Below are 15,244 nucleotides of genomic sequence, written 5' to 3'. Positions count from 1 at the left end.
TTCATAATTCTTTTCACAATCCCATTTCTATCAATTAGAAAACAATCTGGAAAGGTCATCTGCTCCCATTTTTAATAATCAAAACTGGAATCAAAGTGATGTAGTAGTATTCCTATCAAATTCCCATGTGAACTAAGTAAAATCGTTTTCTGATATCAAAGACATTCATTAGATGTTAGTAATTCATTTTCCTTTTGTAAACTGATTTTGTGAAATACAAATGTGGAGACTAAAACACAAGAATGAAACTAAAAAGCCAATACTACATTATTTTATTTTTTCAGAATATTATTGTACAAAAAATAGGTTGTGTCTGTAAGATTCTAGTGACTTCTGAGATTAGTCTAGCACCTTACTTTCTAAACTATAACAGTGGTTTGTTTAAAATGCTTTCTAATGTCACCCTTTCTTCCAGTTGAGAATCTCTCCATCTATCATAGGCTTCATCTGCGTATGAAATGCTATCATATTTCCACTGCAAATATTCTTCAAGATGGTATTGTAAACTTGAATAATCAAAATTTTCTACTGAGATATCATCCCATTCATAGACCCCCCCTAATAACTGCTCTGTTATTCTATTTTCAAATTCTGATATTTGTTCTTCAACTTCCCAATCCAAATCAAAGCCATCTGGGTCATTAGTACAATCAACGTCTTCCTTTTCCAAAGTGCTGCTACTGTCTAAATAATCTTGGAGTAACTCAATTTTTTTCTGTCTAAAAACGCTATAGCAGTACATCTCTTTTAAAGAACCTTCTTGATAATCATCATCTGCTTTACTTACCTCATAAATTATCTCACTTATTGTATTTACAATAGCATCTAGTTCTTCCGAATCAAGATAAGGACTATTTACTAGCTTATCTAAAACACTTTTATCATCAAGAATACTCAGGAATACTCTTTTCATTGCTTTATTATCAGAAAAATAAATCTGACTAATAATATTACTCCACCCATTCTGATAAATATTTAAATTATTCCGCCCATCATATATTCTCAGCAACTCCTCAAAATCAGTCTTAAATTTTGAAAATTGATTTAAATATATAATGGATAGAATTTTTTCGCCAATAAAATCATCTTTATCTTTGAAGTTGTTCCAGTTAGCTAATAGTTTACTAAAAAACATAGCCTGTGTGTCAGTTAATTCACCTAAAATATAACTACCACATCCTTTACATAATTGATGAAGATAAATAGAATTCTGAGTTAATTTTTGGGTTATATTGGGATACTCTTTTAATTTATCATTTAAAAAGTCAATAATACTAGGATTAAAAAAGTCCACCTTACTTATACTGTCAAAGCTTTCCTTTGTAAAAGCTAGCCATGAGCCGTCTAGTTTTTTTAACGATTTCTGAAAATCAAATATTGGATTAAGTTCCAAAGTATGAAGTGAATTTATTAACCACTCTTCTTCAACAGGATAAGCATCGAATTGTAATAAAGAAAATAGCAAATATTTCTCTTCAATCTTCAGATTATCGAATAAATTATTATAAAGCTGATTGGGATGGTCAAGATAATACATTACATAATCATAAAAACTTCCGCTAGCTTCCTTGAAATTATTTGCTATTAATTCTATTGACCTAGGAAAATAATTTCGGTGTCGTACAATTTTCTTCCAATCCTTTCCAATAAGATTGTTATATTTTTCTACAAGTTCTTTCTTGTCATCGATGTCAAGATAATCTGCTTTTCGTTCAAAAACTTTCCTAAAGATATGAGCTCTTTCTATATCCGAATACTTAGATAGATCAATAATAAATCTTCTTTCCTCTGAAAATTTTTCATTTATTAGTTTTTGAAACTCAAAATTTATCAATGTTGCATCTTGAAGAATTTGAGTACGAGAGTTTAAACAAATAAAAAGGTTATTGGTGTTAGTAGAGGCCGAATATAATTTTTTTATATCTTGTAACACCCTCTCTCCAACATCAAACTCATTACGCCCCAAGAAGTCATCAAAAACGACAAAAAGATTTCTATCCTCATTATCTCGATAATTTTCATTATATAATCTAAGAACTTCATTAATATCTTCTACTCTACGCATAATGATATCAAAGATATTCTTATTATTATTTAAAAATAGATTTCCAAGCATTGAACAAGTTGTTGTTTTACCAATTCCAGCTGGCCCTTGAATTAATAAAATATGCTCCCTTTGTAAAATATGATAAGCTTCTCCTAGAAAACGTGTTTCAACAAAATAGTGAGCATCAAAATCTGAAAAATAGTCTTTTGATTCCGCTTCTATATTTTTAAACTTAATATTTCTCAAAACATTTGTTATATCTTTCTCTAGCAATCCATACTTTATAAAAATCTCACTATATTCTTTATGTTGGGAAAGAGTTGTTAACGTAGAAGAGAATATAATATAATCATCAGTTGGAATAGCATTAGGAATTATTGTATCTGCGTAATCACGTATCTCCTTTAAGTTTGCAGGAGATAAGCTCATACTTGTAACAATAACATAATTGAAATCATTTTTCCAACCATATTTTTCTTTAGTCAGAGCAATCTTATCAATTTCCTCTTTCAAAAGTTTTACAGCTGTAGCATGATTTTTTGTTACTTGCCAGCGTTTAGCTTGGATAACGAGAGAGGGAGAAGCAATATCATCAATGCCGTCAATACCATCATCCCTTCCTTCCTTAAATCCATGTAAACTACTATTATCAAATTTTTTCTTTACAATTTCAATGGCAAAATTTTCAAAATCTGATGTTGTCATGCCATCAGCACGAATACCAATATCCATAGTTCTCCTAATTCTAAAATCTCTACAAATGTTTAATCACATAATATGCTTCGGACTATTCTATGTTCTTCTTATTCTTTCTTTAGTAAGACTAATAATATTTGGATACCTATCATTCAGTTCATCAAGATATCCTGCCTCTAAGCCACACAAATCCTCAATTAAAAAATTCGGCAACAATTTATTGTATACTCTATAAATATCAGCAGATATATCCATCACAATTCTATTTTCCACTAATAGCTCTACTGACTGTTTTAAAGATAGAGGATTACTAATCAATTTCGTTGAGTCTAAGGGCTCATTTTTTCTCCAACCTCTGTAACTAAGCTTCTTATACAAGTTTGTATACTCATTGGAATCTATGATATTCAATGACTTAGCACGCATTATCATCATACTAATTGAGACTTGCCAAATTCTTTTTAGATACCTGTAGTACTCTAGATCATTTTCATGCCCAATGAGAGAAGCTTTAAACGAATCCATTGGCAATAGAAATTCAGCCGCAAACTCATTCGCTTCGTCTTCCATTTTCTTATATTCAATTGCTCCCATGTCTTGAGGCGACTTACAATTTTCATGCATTAACCAATGTCCTAATTCATGGGCTAAACTAAACTGCTGACGATAGAATGAATACTCTGTCCCTTCTAACATAACAACATAATATTCATTATTATTTACTTTAACAGCAGAACCAAAAGCATCAACCTTATCACTCTGAGTGTCTATTCTAGAAATAACAAAACCTTTTTCTTCCATCAACAACGACAAGTTATCAATTGGTTTATCTCCAAGTTCCCATTTCTCTCTTATGTAGCTTGCGTATTCTTGTGGAGTATAGTCTAAACCAGAAAGATCCCAGTCAAGATTTGGAAAATCAATAAATTCTCCCAAATAATCTCTTATTAAAGCAACATAGTTTTTATTTATTTCTGCAGGCATTTTTTCTGTTTGAGTCGCTGTGTAACGACTTCTAAAAAATGTGCCTGTAGAACTTAAGCTAAAATTATCATTTCCAAAAAAGAAATCTCTCGGAAACTTTAATTTCTTTTCCAATATTTCTAACGATTCTTCACTTGGCGTTGCACGTCCTTTTTCATATTTAGAAACCATTTGTTTTGAAACGTTTAAAAACTCTGCAATCTGAGTAATACTTTTTTTGTTAAAAAGTCTTGCCTCTTTTAAGCGAGCACCATTAAAACTAATCTGAAGCATTATTTACTCCTGTTTTATATAAAATATTATAATTTAGTATTCTCTTCCTTCTTTTCAACAGGAAGACTAACATGCTTTTGTGACTCCAATTGTTTCTGTACGTCAGATTTCAATGCAACAAGAGGTTTTTCAGGATTATTTCCACGTCCATCTTCTTCAAGTTTTGTAAAATCAAATTCTGTGATATTTACAGCATCAATAAATTCACAAAAGGCATTTACCTGATTAACAATCACTTCTTTAGTTTTTTTATCAAAGGTAACAACCCTAATCTCATCAATCGAATTATAATGATCTCCCAATAATTTCTTCGATTGTTCAATTTGTGAATCACTCAACCCATCATCATCCAGGTCATTAAATAATTCAATGGATAGTTTACCGTCTTCTTTTCCATTTAAATGAGAATTTTTCGCACGTGCTATACAAGTAAGATAGTGATGCTTTTCGTATTTATCAGTTACATCTTCAAATCTTTTCTTCATCATAAAAACATATAGAACACCCTCAATAATTACTCCTCTTGCCGTCCACAGAGCCCCCATATACATAGTGGGTGATATTAAATCATTTACTTTAGCGGTATTCACAATATCACGATAAATAAAATCCCAAGTTAAAATTGGTAGACTATTCTTAGTTTCAAACTCATTATCATAAAATATTTTCTCAATATCTCTCTTGTGACTTGTTGAAAATACTTGAGCAAACTTAAAGATTTGGGTTGGTAAATTTTCCATAGAGTACCTCGTTTAATTTTATAGTCTTATTTTAAGATTTTATTTCAAAAAAGTCAACTATTATTGGTTTTTATTATTATTTTTTATCTCCCTTATCTATTTGGATACTTTTACTACTTAGATCACGAAACTAGAAAAATCATATTATTATTTTGAATGAAAGTTCTATCATTAATTTAGCTACTCTGTATTCCTAAAAATTAGGTGTTCCAATTTACTTTGGGAAAGGCAGTGATTTCCTTTGAAAACAGGTGTAAAGCTGTTATATTCGTTCGCTAAGGGTAATCTTAGAATCATTGTAAAAAATTACATTCGTTTAGCAACTTTGGATGTAGTAGTCTTAAGTACATTCTCTATAAAAGAAACACAAAAAACCCACCCAATGGGCAGGTTTCATCTGTATTGTTCAGCTAGATTAAGCTTTACCTTCTGAACCGAATACGTCGATACGTTCTTCAACTGATGCTTGGATAGCTTTTACACCGTCAGCCAAGAATTTACGTGGATCGAAGAGTTTCTTCTTGTCGTATTCTGCTTCGTTTGCTTCGTAGTCACGAGCAAATTTACGAGTTGCGTTAGCGAATGCGATTTGGCATTCAGTGTTAACGTTAACTTTAGCAACACCAAGTTTGATAGCTGCTTGGATTTGCTCATCAGGAATACCTGATCCACCGTGCAATACGATTGGGAAGCCTGGAAGAGCTTCTGTCAATTTTTGCAAGTGGTCAAGGTCAAGACCTTCCCAGTTTGCAGGGTAAGGACCGTGGATGTTACCAATACCAGCTGCCAAGAAGTCAATTCCTGTAGCAACCATTGCTTTAGCGTCTTCGATTGGAGCCAATTCACCTTTACCGATGATTCCGTCTTCTTCACCACCGATAGTACCAACTTCAGCTTCTACTGAGATACCTTTAGCGTGTGCTTTTTCAACTACATCTTTAGCCAATTTAAGGTTTTCTTCAACTGGAAGGTGTGAACCGTCAAACATGATTGAAGTGTAACCAACTTCGATACACTCAAGTGCATCTTCGTAGTGACCGTGGTCAAGGTGGATAGCTACTGGTACAGTGATACCCATTGATTCTACAAGGTTAGCGATCAAGTTGCGAGCAACTTTGTAACCACCCATGTATTTAGCAGCACCCATTGAAGTTTGGATCAAAACTGGAGCTTTTTTAGCTTCTGCTGCGCGCAAGATAGCTTGAGTCCACTCAAGGTTGTTTGTGTTAAATCCACCAACTGCATAACCGTTGTCACGAGCTGCTTGGACAAATTTTTCTGCTGAAACGATTGCCATTTTATCAGGCCTCCTGTATATTTTTATGGGACATCCCATTTACATTGTTCATTTTATCACTTTTTGACAAAAAAATCTAGTTTTTCCTGTAGTTTAGATTGAATTTCTTCTATCTAAAAATATGGAACTCTCCTCAAAGTCCTAATTTTATAGGTCTTTAGGTAGGTTCATATAAAAGGCTAAGTGGTCTTCATAGCGTTCAAATCGATAGTCAATTTCTTCATTTTCCAATAAACTTTTAACTACGAAGAGTCCCAAACCAGCTCCCTTGCTTTGTCGACTAGAGGATGTGAAGGATTGTTCAAATTTATCTTGCTCCTCAGGTGTACAGGTGTTCTCAATAAACATCCAACCATCTTTTGAACCAATTTTTAGATAGCCACCTTGGATAGAATGTTTCACCGCATTACTGATAAGGTTGGAAAGAATCAGCTTGAGTACTGAAGGATTTAGATAAACGTGCTGATCAGTTAGTTGGTTCTCTACTGAGATTTTTCTCTCCTTGGCTAACAAGTCATAGTCCTTCAATAGAAGATTGGTCATATCCAGAAGATTGATTTCTTCCTTCTTATCTCGCAATTCCTGTACCGAAGAAAGGGATAGAATTTGCTGGACATGGTGACTTAAGTCATCCACAATTCCTAGAGAAACTCCAAGGTAATAATCTCTATCTTTATAACGTCCGATATTGGCTTGCATATTTTCCAGAAGAATCTTCAGACTAGCAAGAGGTGTCTTAAGCTCATGGGAAGCTCCTCGCAAAAACTCAACCTTCATTTTTTCTAGCTGGAGAATGGCTTCATTCTTTTCATGTAAGTCTGCAATAACGGTCAAGAGATGCTGATAGAGGCTATTGATTTGTTCCTTGAGATCCCCAATCTCGTCCTTAGAATCCACGCGCAAGCGAACTTCTGCATCCAAGTCCATCATCCGTCGAGTCACTCGTTTGATTTCCAAAATAGGAGCAACAATGGTTCTAGCATAGATAAAGGCGATGAGGAGCGAAATGATGAAAGACGCTAACAAAGTATAAGGCAGAAATTGAAGACTGATATCTTCTGCTTCTTTCTGCAAATCCATAGAAGCTAAAAACTGTAAGGTCATCGTCTTCCCATCCTTAGTTTGAACTTCTCTTTCCTCAATGACCAAGGAGGCCGTTTGTCGTTCTTTATCAATGGGAAGATTGTCCTTAACCTCCAACTTATCCTGGGTCATCTCACCCTGGATGGATCCCTTAATATCACTACTTTGAGAATAGAGTTCAAGGACTTCCTGGATAGTTTGACTGTCCTTTCCTTGGAGGGATTGTGCAATTTCGGTAGCCTTGAGACCTATGCTCTCCTGACGGTGACTGAGATAGGTCGATGGAAAGAGGAAATAGATGGCCAAATGCAAACAAATGACCAAGGTAGAAAATACCGAGAAGGTATAGATAAAAATTTTTTTAAATAAACCTGAACGTCTCATTTTCTCTCCAATTTATAACCAACATTGCGCACGGTAAGAATACAGTCTAAATCCAATTTTTTCCGTAGTTCCTTGATATAGACATCGATCACTCTGTCAAAAGGGATCTCATCTGTCATCTTCCATACAGCTTCGATAATCTGCGACCGTGTTAAGGCTCGACCTTCATTTTTGACCAGATAATCTAAGATTTCCAGTTCTTTTGCATTCACTGCGACCTCTTGACCAGCCACTTTGGCGCTATAGCTGTCAAAGTCTACCTGGGTGTCTCTATAGGTAAAAATACGACCAGTATCATAATAACGTTTAAAGATGGCGTCCACTCGTACTTTTAACAAAGATAGAGAAAAAGGCTTTTCCAAATAACCATCTGCTAATGCAGCAAAGGCACTCATCTTATATTCTTCGTCCTGAAAGGCTGTTAACATCAAGACAGGAACTTGACTACTTTTTCGGATTTCTGACAAAACCTCTAAACCATTGAGTTTAGGCATTTGAATATCTAAGAGAACCAGAGCAACTTGATGGTTCGAAAACTGCTCTAAAGCTTCTTGACCATCTGAAGCCTGAAGCGTTTCATAGCCACAATCCGACAAGTAATCACTAATTCCCTCACGAATCATGTCTTCATCTTCTACAATTAGAATTTTCATATAAATCCTTTTCTATCAAAAATGCTACCTATATTATATCTCATTTGAGTGAGAATAGGTAGCAGGTTTTTTTATTCACTATCCAACAAGAGTTCTTTTGGTTGTTTAAAGAGGAGATTGCTGGAAGCAAGTGCCATAACTAGTACTACTAGAACCAAGCCAAGTACAAAGATGATAGCAAAGTCAGAAGGTTGAATGGATATATCTAAACTTGAAAGAGTCTTGCTAAAGCCGTCAACTTCTGCACCACCACCAAGATTAGAGGCTTGGGCTGCCTTACTAGCTTGCTTAGCCACATCTGATGTGACATTTGCAAGAACTGTATTTCCAATAGCACGGGCTGTGTAATTAGCTAGGAAGTAAGCTGAAATAAGTGCTGGAATAGCAATCATAACTGCTTCTGTGATAAATTGTCCTAGAATACTTGCTTGTTTAAGACCAATTGAAAGGAGAATTCCAACCTCTTTACGACGGGCGTTAATCCAAAGTGTGAGTAATAGACCAAGTAGGAGGACTGAGAAGCCTAAGCTACCCCAGAAAAGCAGATTAGCCATCTTGTACATGCCTGAGATAGATTGTTCGAGAGCAGGATAGTTAGATGAACTCTTAATCAAGGTATACATCTTCCAGTTGATACCGTTGATAGACCCTAGTTCTTGCATGACAGTATCTAGATTCTTATCTCCAGCTACAAAGAAGGTCGCATCTCCATAAATAGCTGTATCTTCTGTATAACCATAGAGCTGGGCAGCTGTGTGAATATCTGTGATAGCTGTATTCTCATAAAGTTCTTGTGAGTAGGTCACAGCAGATTTGTTATGTCCATCAAAAAGTCCTTTGATCGTTACTTCTACTGTTTCCTTGGCTCCTTTTTCATTATCTGCATCGTAGATATTAGAATTCAGTTTGACCTTGTCGCCAACTTTCCAGCCATGTTTAGCAGCCAAGTCTTTGTGCATGAGAATTTGGTATTTGTCATCGTTTGTTAAATGTTCTCCTTCGACCAGTTTGTAAGAGCCTGATACAAACTTGTCTTCTTTAGCCGAATCATTAACTCCTGTTATCATCAAGCTACTTCCAAAACGTTGAGCTCGATCTGCAGTTAGATTTTTCTTGGTTTCAGGCGTTTCAATCAGTTCATAGCCTGTCAAATCACCGATAGCATTAATCCGTTTGATGTAGGATTCAATGGCCTTGTTCTCCGTAATTTTTTTGATATCTTCACCCTTGATATTCCCAGCACCACGTGGAGTTCCTTGGTTGACCCTGCGGTTGATTTGCATGGAGAAACTATTGGTGATATTTTTAAAGGTTTCTTGAGAAGCCTTGGCTGTTGCACCCTTGATAGACAAGCCGACCAAACTCAAACTAGCCATCAAGAGAATGATAAGAAAGATCACAATAGACTTAAAAAATTTTCTTGTGACATAGGCAAATGCGTTGTGTAACATAAGATTCCTTTCTAGATTTACTTCGCTTAGTAGAAATTTTGTTTTTTTCAGCTGATTAATGACTAATATTTCTAATTTCAGTCAGTTTCTTATCCTTCAATTCAAGTGTAATATCTGACGCCTGTGCCACTTCCTTACTGTGGGTCACAACGATCACACACTTTCCTGTTTTCTCAGCGAGAGATTTGAGCAGGTCAATAATATCTCCAGCAGTCTTAGGATCCAAGTTTCCTGTTGGTTCATCTGCTAAAATCACTGGCGCTTCCGATACAAGACTACGAGCAATGGCAACACGTTGTTGCTGCCCTCCTGATAATTGGAGAACATTCCGCTTGATTTGACTTTCATCTAAACCAAGTTCAAGAAGGGTATCCTTGCTAGCTTTTTTATTAACCAAGCGGATATTTTCCAATGGAGAAAGATAATCAATCAAGTTATAGTTTTGGAAAACCAAAGAGATATGGTGCATTCGGTGATAAGAATATCCTTGTTCACGAATATCCTTGCCTTCGAATAAGATAGCACCTTCGACTGGACTATCAAGTCCTGCTAAGAGAGATAAGAGTGTTGACTTCCCAGCTCCTGATTCTCCGATAATACTATAAAACTTGCCAGGTTCAAAATCGTAATTGATTTTATATAATACAGCTTCTGCAGTGTTCTTGTAACGATAAGTAAGATCTTGTAATTGTAGTAAAGTCATAATTTCTCCTTTATTAACTGATGGATGATAAAATTTCTTTCGGTGATTTTCTAAATAAAAATAGGAAACAAAGTGCAACTGACAAGCAGCTGATTATAAGTAGGAAGATATAAGATTCTCCAAATGATAGAAGACTTGTTGAAAGATTCGTTGCTTTTGCCAGCGTATCTTGTAGGGCAGCTTGGTCGCCACTTGCTAGTACAGTCTTCAAGAGATAGGAAGTAATGGCATTCCCAGCCACAAATGCAGGCAGAATAGATGCCAATGAAACTAGGATGACTTCCAGGCAGAATTGGCTAAAGATTGCTCCTTTTCCCTTACCTAGTGCCAATAAAATACCAACCTCGTAGACTCGCTCTCGTAACCAAAGTGACAAGACCAAGATCAGCGCTCCTACACCAGCGATCATAATGCCATAGAGGAAAATCTGTAGGAAGGTTTGGAAGGTCGAAACTGAATCCTTGATTTGTTCAAAAGCCTTATTTTCCTTCTCGACTTGGTAACCTTGGTTTTCCAGGGATAACTTTTCAACCTCTTGAATGATACTATCCATATCTTTTGGATTTTCTAGATAGAAACGAGCGGCGCTAACTTGAGCTTCCTTATTTCCAAGAAGAGTTTGGCTACTTTCGTAGTCTGTATAGACCGTATTTTCACTAAAATCTGAGCTAAGACCAGTGAATTTTTCTTGCTTCTTACCTGAGAAAATACCCACGATTTCATAGTCTAGCCTTTGTCCACTATTTCCTTCTACTTGACCAGGATTTAGACTAATCTTATCCCCAAGTTTTAGGTTATTCTTCTTAGCCAATTCCTCGTGGACTAATATTTTCTGGTTATCTCCTTTTTGTAGATGTCTTCCTTCTTTAAGGGTAAAGGCGGAACTTGTAAAAGAAACATCCTTGGAAGAATCTGCTAATGCAATCAAACTGATAAGATTCTTTTCAGCTTCTGTCAAATCATCCCTTTGGATACTTTGCTCTCCAGTAACAACTTCTTTGTCAGTCAATTTAGCTATTGTCTCAAGCTCTGGGGAAATCTCCTCAAGACCTTTTATCTGTTTAAGCTCGTCTAGTTGAGACAGTTGAAAGGTCTGATCTGCTTCTATTCTTTTAATCGAAAAAGACGTGTTTAATGAGCGATAGAGATTATTTTCTACTGTTTTGTTGGACTTCATGAGCGTCAAACAAGCCGATATTCCAGCCAATAAGACAAATAGAATCAGGAATAATATGAGACTTCTCAGTCGTTTTCTGCTGACGTAAGCCCAAGCTCTTTGAGTGGGATTCATATAGCACCTCCATATTTGTAAAACCATTATAATATTCAAATATGAAATGTTTATGAAATACCAAAAAAAGAGCAAAAATATTTTTGCTCTTTTTGATGAAAAATAAAAAGCTAGCCAAAGCTAACTCTTTTCCTATGCGGAGAGAGGGACTTGAACCCTCACGATCTAAAGCGGTCACAGGATCCTTAGTCCTGCGCGTCTGCCAATTCCGCCATCCCCGCGTCGATTACTTTACTAGTATATCAACTTTGAAAAAAATTGTCAAGACTTTTTTCAGATTTTTTCATCTTGAAATGTATTATTCTGTAATTTCAAGCAAATTTTCATCAACCAATTTCGCACCAAGTGTATTCTTGAAATGTCCAAGTGCAAAGGCATGATTCTCAGGCCAAATGGATGCTACTGCTGGTTTCACAACTTCTATCTGGTAACCAAGATTATAAGCATCAATGGCCGTATGCAAAACACAGATATCTGTAAGAACTCCCGTCAAAATGACAGTATCCACTTTACGCTCTCTGAGACGGATATCCAAATCAGTCCCAGAAAATGCTGAATAGTGACGCTTATCCATCCAGAAAACACGACTATCATCAGCATGCTCCTGATAAAAGTCTGCTAACTTGCCATACAGATTGCGTCCACTAGTACCAATGATGTTATGAGGTGGAAAGAGTTTACTTTCCGGATGAAAAACATCATTTTCTTCATGAGCATCAATCGTAAAGAAAATATAATCTCCACGTTCAAAAGCCTTTTGGGTCACATGATAGATATTATCAGATATTGCTTGAGCTGGAGCGCCCGCAGTCAGTTTCCCATGATCCGCTACAAAATCTTCTGTATAGTCAATAGAAATTAAAGCCTTAGCCATTAATAGTCCCTCTTTTTCACTTCTTCAAAAATATCTGGAATGAGAACTTTGAGATAAGTTCCTTTCATACCAAGAGAACGACTCTCAATAATCCCTGCAGATTCGAGTTTACGAAGGGCATTAACAATTACAGAACGAGTGATACCGATACGGTCTGCAATGACTGAAGCTGTTAATTGACCTTCATTGCCATTTAATTCAGCTAGAATAGCCGATACTGCTCTAAGTTCAGAGTAAGAAAGGGTATTAACCGCCATAGTTACAGCCGTACGACGACGAATATTTTTCTCATCTTCCTCACGTTGGAAGTTCAAGAGTTGAATTCCTACTACAGTGCTTGCAATCTCAACAAGGATCAAATCATCTTCTTCAAACTTCTTATCATTACGCCAAATAATCAATGAACCCAAGCGAATACCAGAGACATGGATTGGAGCAATCGTTGTCAAACCATCTGGGAAATCAGAACGACTCTCAGTTGGGAAAATTGTCAAATCATGCTCTACTGGAAGATTGGCCTCCGTATCGTAGATCATGTTCGCACCTTGCACATAATCTTCTGGGAAAGTCTTTGATTGGAAGAATTGCTCTACTCGGTCATTATTAGTTTTGTAGCGCATAAAGTAGCCCAACAAACGACCCTTGCTATTCACAATACAAGCGTTACAGTCAATAATATCTGCTAATTGACGTGTAATGGCATTATAAGGAAGCTCATCTTGTAATTGCTCCTCCGAACGCTTCAACATTGATGTGATTTTTCTTGTTTTTTCTAATAAATGTGCCATTTTTTACCTCGCATATAATCGCTTTCATTATATCATAAAATTCTGACTACTTCAACAATTATCTGAAAATTGTTTATTGAATTGCAATTCAAGTGTATTCGAAGATTTTTCCTATTTTTTATAATTTTCTTATTGACAGCTTCCTGATTTTTTGATAGAATAATATTACAAAATAACAAATTTATAAATACAAACTTCTCGTATTACTTTTTCATATGACTCTCGGTCTCCTTATATATAAAAGCGATCCACCTCAGTGAACCGCTTTTTTTGTTATTTATCTCCTTTGTTACGAATAACAAAGCCTGTTTTCTTCTCGCTTGAAGTATTGCGTGGTTTTTTAGTATCCTTGCGGTAACGCTTTTCTTTATCAAAGCGATCCTTTGAACGTCCACCTTTACGATAGTCATCACGACGTCCATTGCCACGGCGATCACGGTCTCGACGGTCATCTCCACGACGGCCTCCTCGACCACCCTTGCCTTTGCCACCGAAGCCACCACCAGATGGTTTAAATGGTAATGGTTTTTCACGTGCAATCTCAACCTCAGGAAGACTGTCTGGGTCTTGAACAGTTAAGCTGAGAATATACATGGCCAATTCTTCTGGGCTGAATTCTGAGGCTAATTGACGAGCATCCTTGCCAAACTTCTCAAAGTTGCTACGAATCTCCTCATTCGCAAAATCACGTTCAATTTTCTTAAGAGCTACTTGCTTCTTAGCTTGAAAAGCTTCTTCTGCACTTGCCGGCTTGAGACCTTTCATACGTTTCTTAGTCAAGTTCTCAATGATTTGTAGATAACCCATTTCATTAGGTGAAACGAAGGTAATAGACTGACCTGACTTACCTGCACGTCCTGTACGACCAATACGGTGAACATAACTCTCAGGGTCTTGTGGGATATCGTAGTTGTAGACATGAGTCACACCTGAAATATCCAAACCACGAGCAGCCACGTCCGTTGCAACTAAGACGTCAAGGTTGCCATTTTTAAAATCACGAAGGACACGAAGACGTTTGTTTTGGTCCAAATCTCCATGAATCCCTTCTGCACGGAAACCACGGATTTTCAGACCACGAGTCAACTCGTCTACACGACGTTTGGTACGACCGAAGACAATAGACAACTCGGGTTGATCAACATCCATGAGACGAGTCATGGTGTCGAATTTTTCTTGTTCTTTAACTCGGATATAGTATTGGTCAACCAATTCAGTTGTTAATTCCTTAGCAGCAATCTTCACATGCTCAGGATCTTTCATAAATTGAATCCCGATGCGTTTGATAGCTTCAGGCATAGTTGCTGAAAAGAGCAAAGTTTGACGTTTTTCTGGAACACGAGAGATGATGGCTTCAATATCCTCAAGGAAGCCCATGTTGAGCATTTCATCTGCTTCGTCAAGGATGAGCGTTTCAATGTCTTGTAATTTCAAGGCCTTGCGTTTAATCAAGTCTAGGAGACGACCAGGCGTTCCAACTACGATATGAGCACCTGATTTAAGAGCCTTGATTTGTTTTTCGATACTTGAACCACCATAAACAGAACGGACTTTTACACCCTTGCTTCTACCAAAGCGGAAAAGTTCTTCCTGACTTTGTACAGCTAGTTCACGGGTTGGTGCAATGACCAAAGCTTGAATAGTTCCTTCTTCTGTACGAATTTTTTCAAGGGTTGGCAAGCCAAAGGCTGCAGTTTTCCCTGTACCGGTTTGAGCTTGTCCGATAACATCTTTCCCTTCAAGAGCCAAAGGAATGGTTTGCTCTTGGATAGGACTTGCTTCTACAAATCCTGCTTTTTCGATTTCTGCTAACAAATCCGCAGAAAGATTAAATTCATTAAATTTCACGTTATTCTTCTTTCTAAAGATGGTGCGAAGCCATCCTATAGCGCTTAGTTTATACTTTTCTTGTCATGACGTACTTTCATACCTTTTATGAAAGACCGTGTTGCTTCTTTTCCACTAAAGAAAAGTACTGCT

The 15,244-nt window shown here is 36.4% G+C and carries 12 protein-coding genes and 1 tRNA gene; all 13 read right to left on the bottom strand.

The features are described 5' to 3' along the window. Positions 1-364 precede the first annotated feature (364 nt). The 13 genes from ACWPVF_RS03060 to ACWPVF_RS03000 all read right to left on the bottom strand — a co-directional run bounded on the left by ACWPVF_RS03060 (position 365) and on the right by ACWPVF_RS03000 (position 15,112). Positions 365-2,779 (bottom strand): ATP-binding protein, encoded by a 2,415-nt coding sequence (locus ACWPVF_RS03060; RefSeq protein WP_454384623.1) that lies wholly within the window; start codon positions 2,777-2,779, stop codon positions 365-367. Between the two features lie 60 nt (positions 2,780-2,839). After that, positions 2,840-4,000 (bottom strand): XRE family transcriptional regulator, encoded by a 1,161-nt coding sequence (locus tag ACWPVF_RS03055; protein ID WP_454384621.1) that lies wholly within the window; start codon positions 3,998-4,000, stop codon positions 2,840-2,842. A 26-nt stretch (positions 4,001-4,026) separates the two neighbouring features. Next, the gene (locus ACWPVF_RS03050) at positions 4,027-4,740 is read right to left on the bottom strand and encodes a DUF5986 family protein (RefSeq protein WP_454384619.1); all 714 of its coding nucleotides are present in this window, start codon (positions 4,738-4,740) and stop codon (positions 4,027-4,029) included. A 415-nt stretch (positions 4,741-5,155) separates the two neighbouring features. Then, positions 5,156-6,037, bottom strand: a complete 882-nt coding sequence (locus ACWPVF_RS03045) for a class II fructose-bisphosphate aldolase (RefSeq protein ID WP_033688381.1) — start codon at positions 6,035-6,037, stop codon at positions 5,156-5,158. Positions 6,038-6,184: 147 nt separating this feature from the next. Continuing rightward, on the bottom strand, positions 6,185-7,504 hold the full coding sequence (gene vncS / locus ACWPVF_RS03040) for a sensor histidine kinase VncS (protein WP_454384617.1): 1,320 nt from the start codon (positions 7,502-7,504) through the stop codon (positions 6,185-6,187). Continuing rightward, a complete protein-coding gene (locus ACWPVF_RS03035; protein WP_414307156.1) occupies positions 7,501-8,157 on the bottom strand; it encodes a response regulator transcription factor in 657 nt (218 codons plus the stop codon). Before ACWPVF_RS03035 ends, vncS begins: the two co-directional genes overlap by 4 nt. Before the next feature lie 71 nt (positions 8,158-8,228). Then, the gene (vex3, locus tag ACWPVF_RS03030) at positions 8,229-9,608 is read right to left on the bottom strand and encodes an ABC transporter permease subunit Vex3 (protein WP_414307157.1); all 1,380 of its coding nucleotides are present in this window, start codon (positions 9,606-9,608) and stop codon (positions 8,229-8,231) included. 55 nt (positions 9,609-9,663) lie between these two features. After that, the gene (vex2, locus tag ACWPVF_RS03025; protein ID WP_414307158.1) at positions 9,664-10,311 is read right to left on the bottom strand and encodes an ABC transporter ATP-binding subunit Vex2; all 648 of its coding nucleotides are present in this window, start codon (positions 10,309-10,311) and stop codon (positions 9,664-9,666) included. 13 nt (positions 10,312-10,324) lie between these two features. Beyond that, positions 10,325-11,602, bottom strand: a complete 1,278-nt coding sequence (locus ACWPVF_RS03020; RefSeq protein ID WP_454384614.1) for an ABC transporter permease — start codon at positions 11,600-11,602, stop codon at positions 10,325-10,327. 135 nt (positions 11,603-11,737) lie between these two features. Then, positions 11,738-11,823, bottom strand: a tRNA-Leu gene (locus tag ACWPVF_RS03015). A gap of 77 nt (positions 11,824-11,900) precedes the next feature. Next, on the bottom strand, positions 11,901-12,476 hold the full coding sequence (locus ACWPVF_RS03010) for a cysteine hydrolase family protein (RefSeq protein ID WP_414311766.1): 576 nt from the start codon (positions 12,474-12,476) through the stop codon (positions 11,901-11,903). Continuing rightward, positions 12,476-13,264, bottom strand: coding sequence for a GTP-sensing pleiotropic transcriptional regulator CodY (gene codY, locus ACWPVF_RS03005; protein WP_004252433.1), 789 nt, complete (start codon positions 13,262-13,264; stop codon positions 12,476-12,478). Before codY ends, ACWPVF_RS03010 begins: the two co-directional genes overlap by 1 nt. Before the next feature lie 273 nt (positions 13,265-13,537). Next, positions 13,538-15,112 carry a DEAD/DEAH box helicase gene (locus ACWPVF_RS03000; protein ID WP_414307161.1) on the bottom strand — a complete coding sequence of 525 codons (1,575 nt, stop codon included), beginning with the start codon at positions 15,110-15,112 and terminating at the stop codon, positions 13,538-13,540. Positions 15,113-15,244 lie beyond the last annotated feature (132 nt).

This window comes from Streptococcus sp. Marseille-Q7087, assembly GCF_965111935.1.
Note: the sequence above shows the minus strand (reverse complement) of the source record. Positions and strands in the feature narration are given on the sequence as shown.

Excerpts from the sequence above, each read along its gene's own strand:
- ACWPVF_RS03060 (WP_454384623.1), bottom strand. The coding sequence starts at position 2,779 with ATGGATATTGGTATTCGTGCTGATGGCATGACAACATCAGATTTTGAA.
- ACWPVF_RS03055 (WP_454384621.1), bottom strand. The coding sequence starts at position 4,000 with ATGCTTCAGATTAGTTTTAATGGTGCTCGCTTAAAAGAGGCAAGACTT.
- ACWPVF_RS03050 (WP_454384619.1), bottom strand. The coding sequence starts at position 4,740 with ATGGAAAATTTACCAACCCAAATCTTTAAGTTTGCTCAAGTATTTTCA.
- ACWPVF_RS03045 (WP_033688381.1), bottom strand. The coding sequence starts at position 6,037 with ATGGCAATCGTTTCAGCAGAAAAATTTGTCCAAGCAGCTCGTGACAAC.
- vncS (WP_454384617.1), bottom strand. The coding sequence starts at position 7,504 with ATGAGACGTTCAGGTTTATTTAAAAAAATTTTTATCTATACCTTCTCG.
- ACWPVF_RS03035 (WP_414307156.1), bottom strand. The coding sequence starts at position 8,157 with ATGAAAATTCTAATTGTAGAAGATGAAGACATGATTCGTGAGGGAATT.
- vex3 (WP_414307157.1), bottom strand. The coding sequence starts at position 9,608 with ATGTTACACAACGCATTTGCCTATGTCACAAGAAAATTTTTTAAGTCT.
- vex2 (WP_414307158.1), bottom strand. The coding sequence starts at position 10,311 with ATGACTTTACTACAATTACAAGATCTTACTTATCGTTACAAGAACACT.
- ACWPVF_RS03020 (WP_454384614.1), bottom strand. The coding sequence starts at position 11,602 with ATGAATCCCACTCAAAGAGCTTGGGCTTACGTCAGCAGAAAACGACTG.
- ACWPVF_RS03010 (WP_414311766.1), bottom strand. The coding sequence starts at position 12,476 with ATGGCTAAGGCTTTAATTTCTATTGACTATACAGAAGATTTTGTAGCG.
- codY (WP_004252433.1), bottom strand. The coding sequence starts at position 13,264 with ATGGCACATTTATTAGAAAAAACAAGAAAAATCACATCAATGTTGAAG.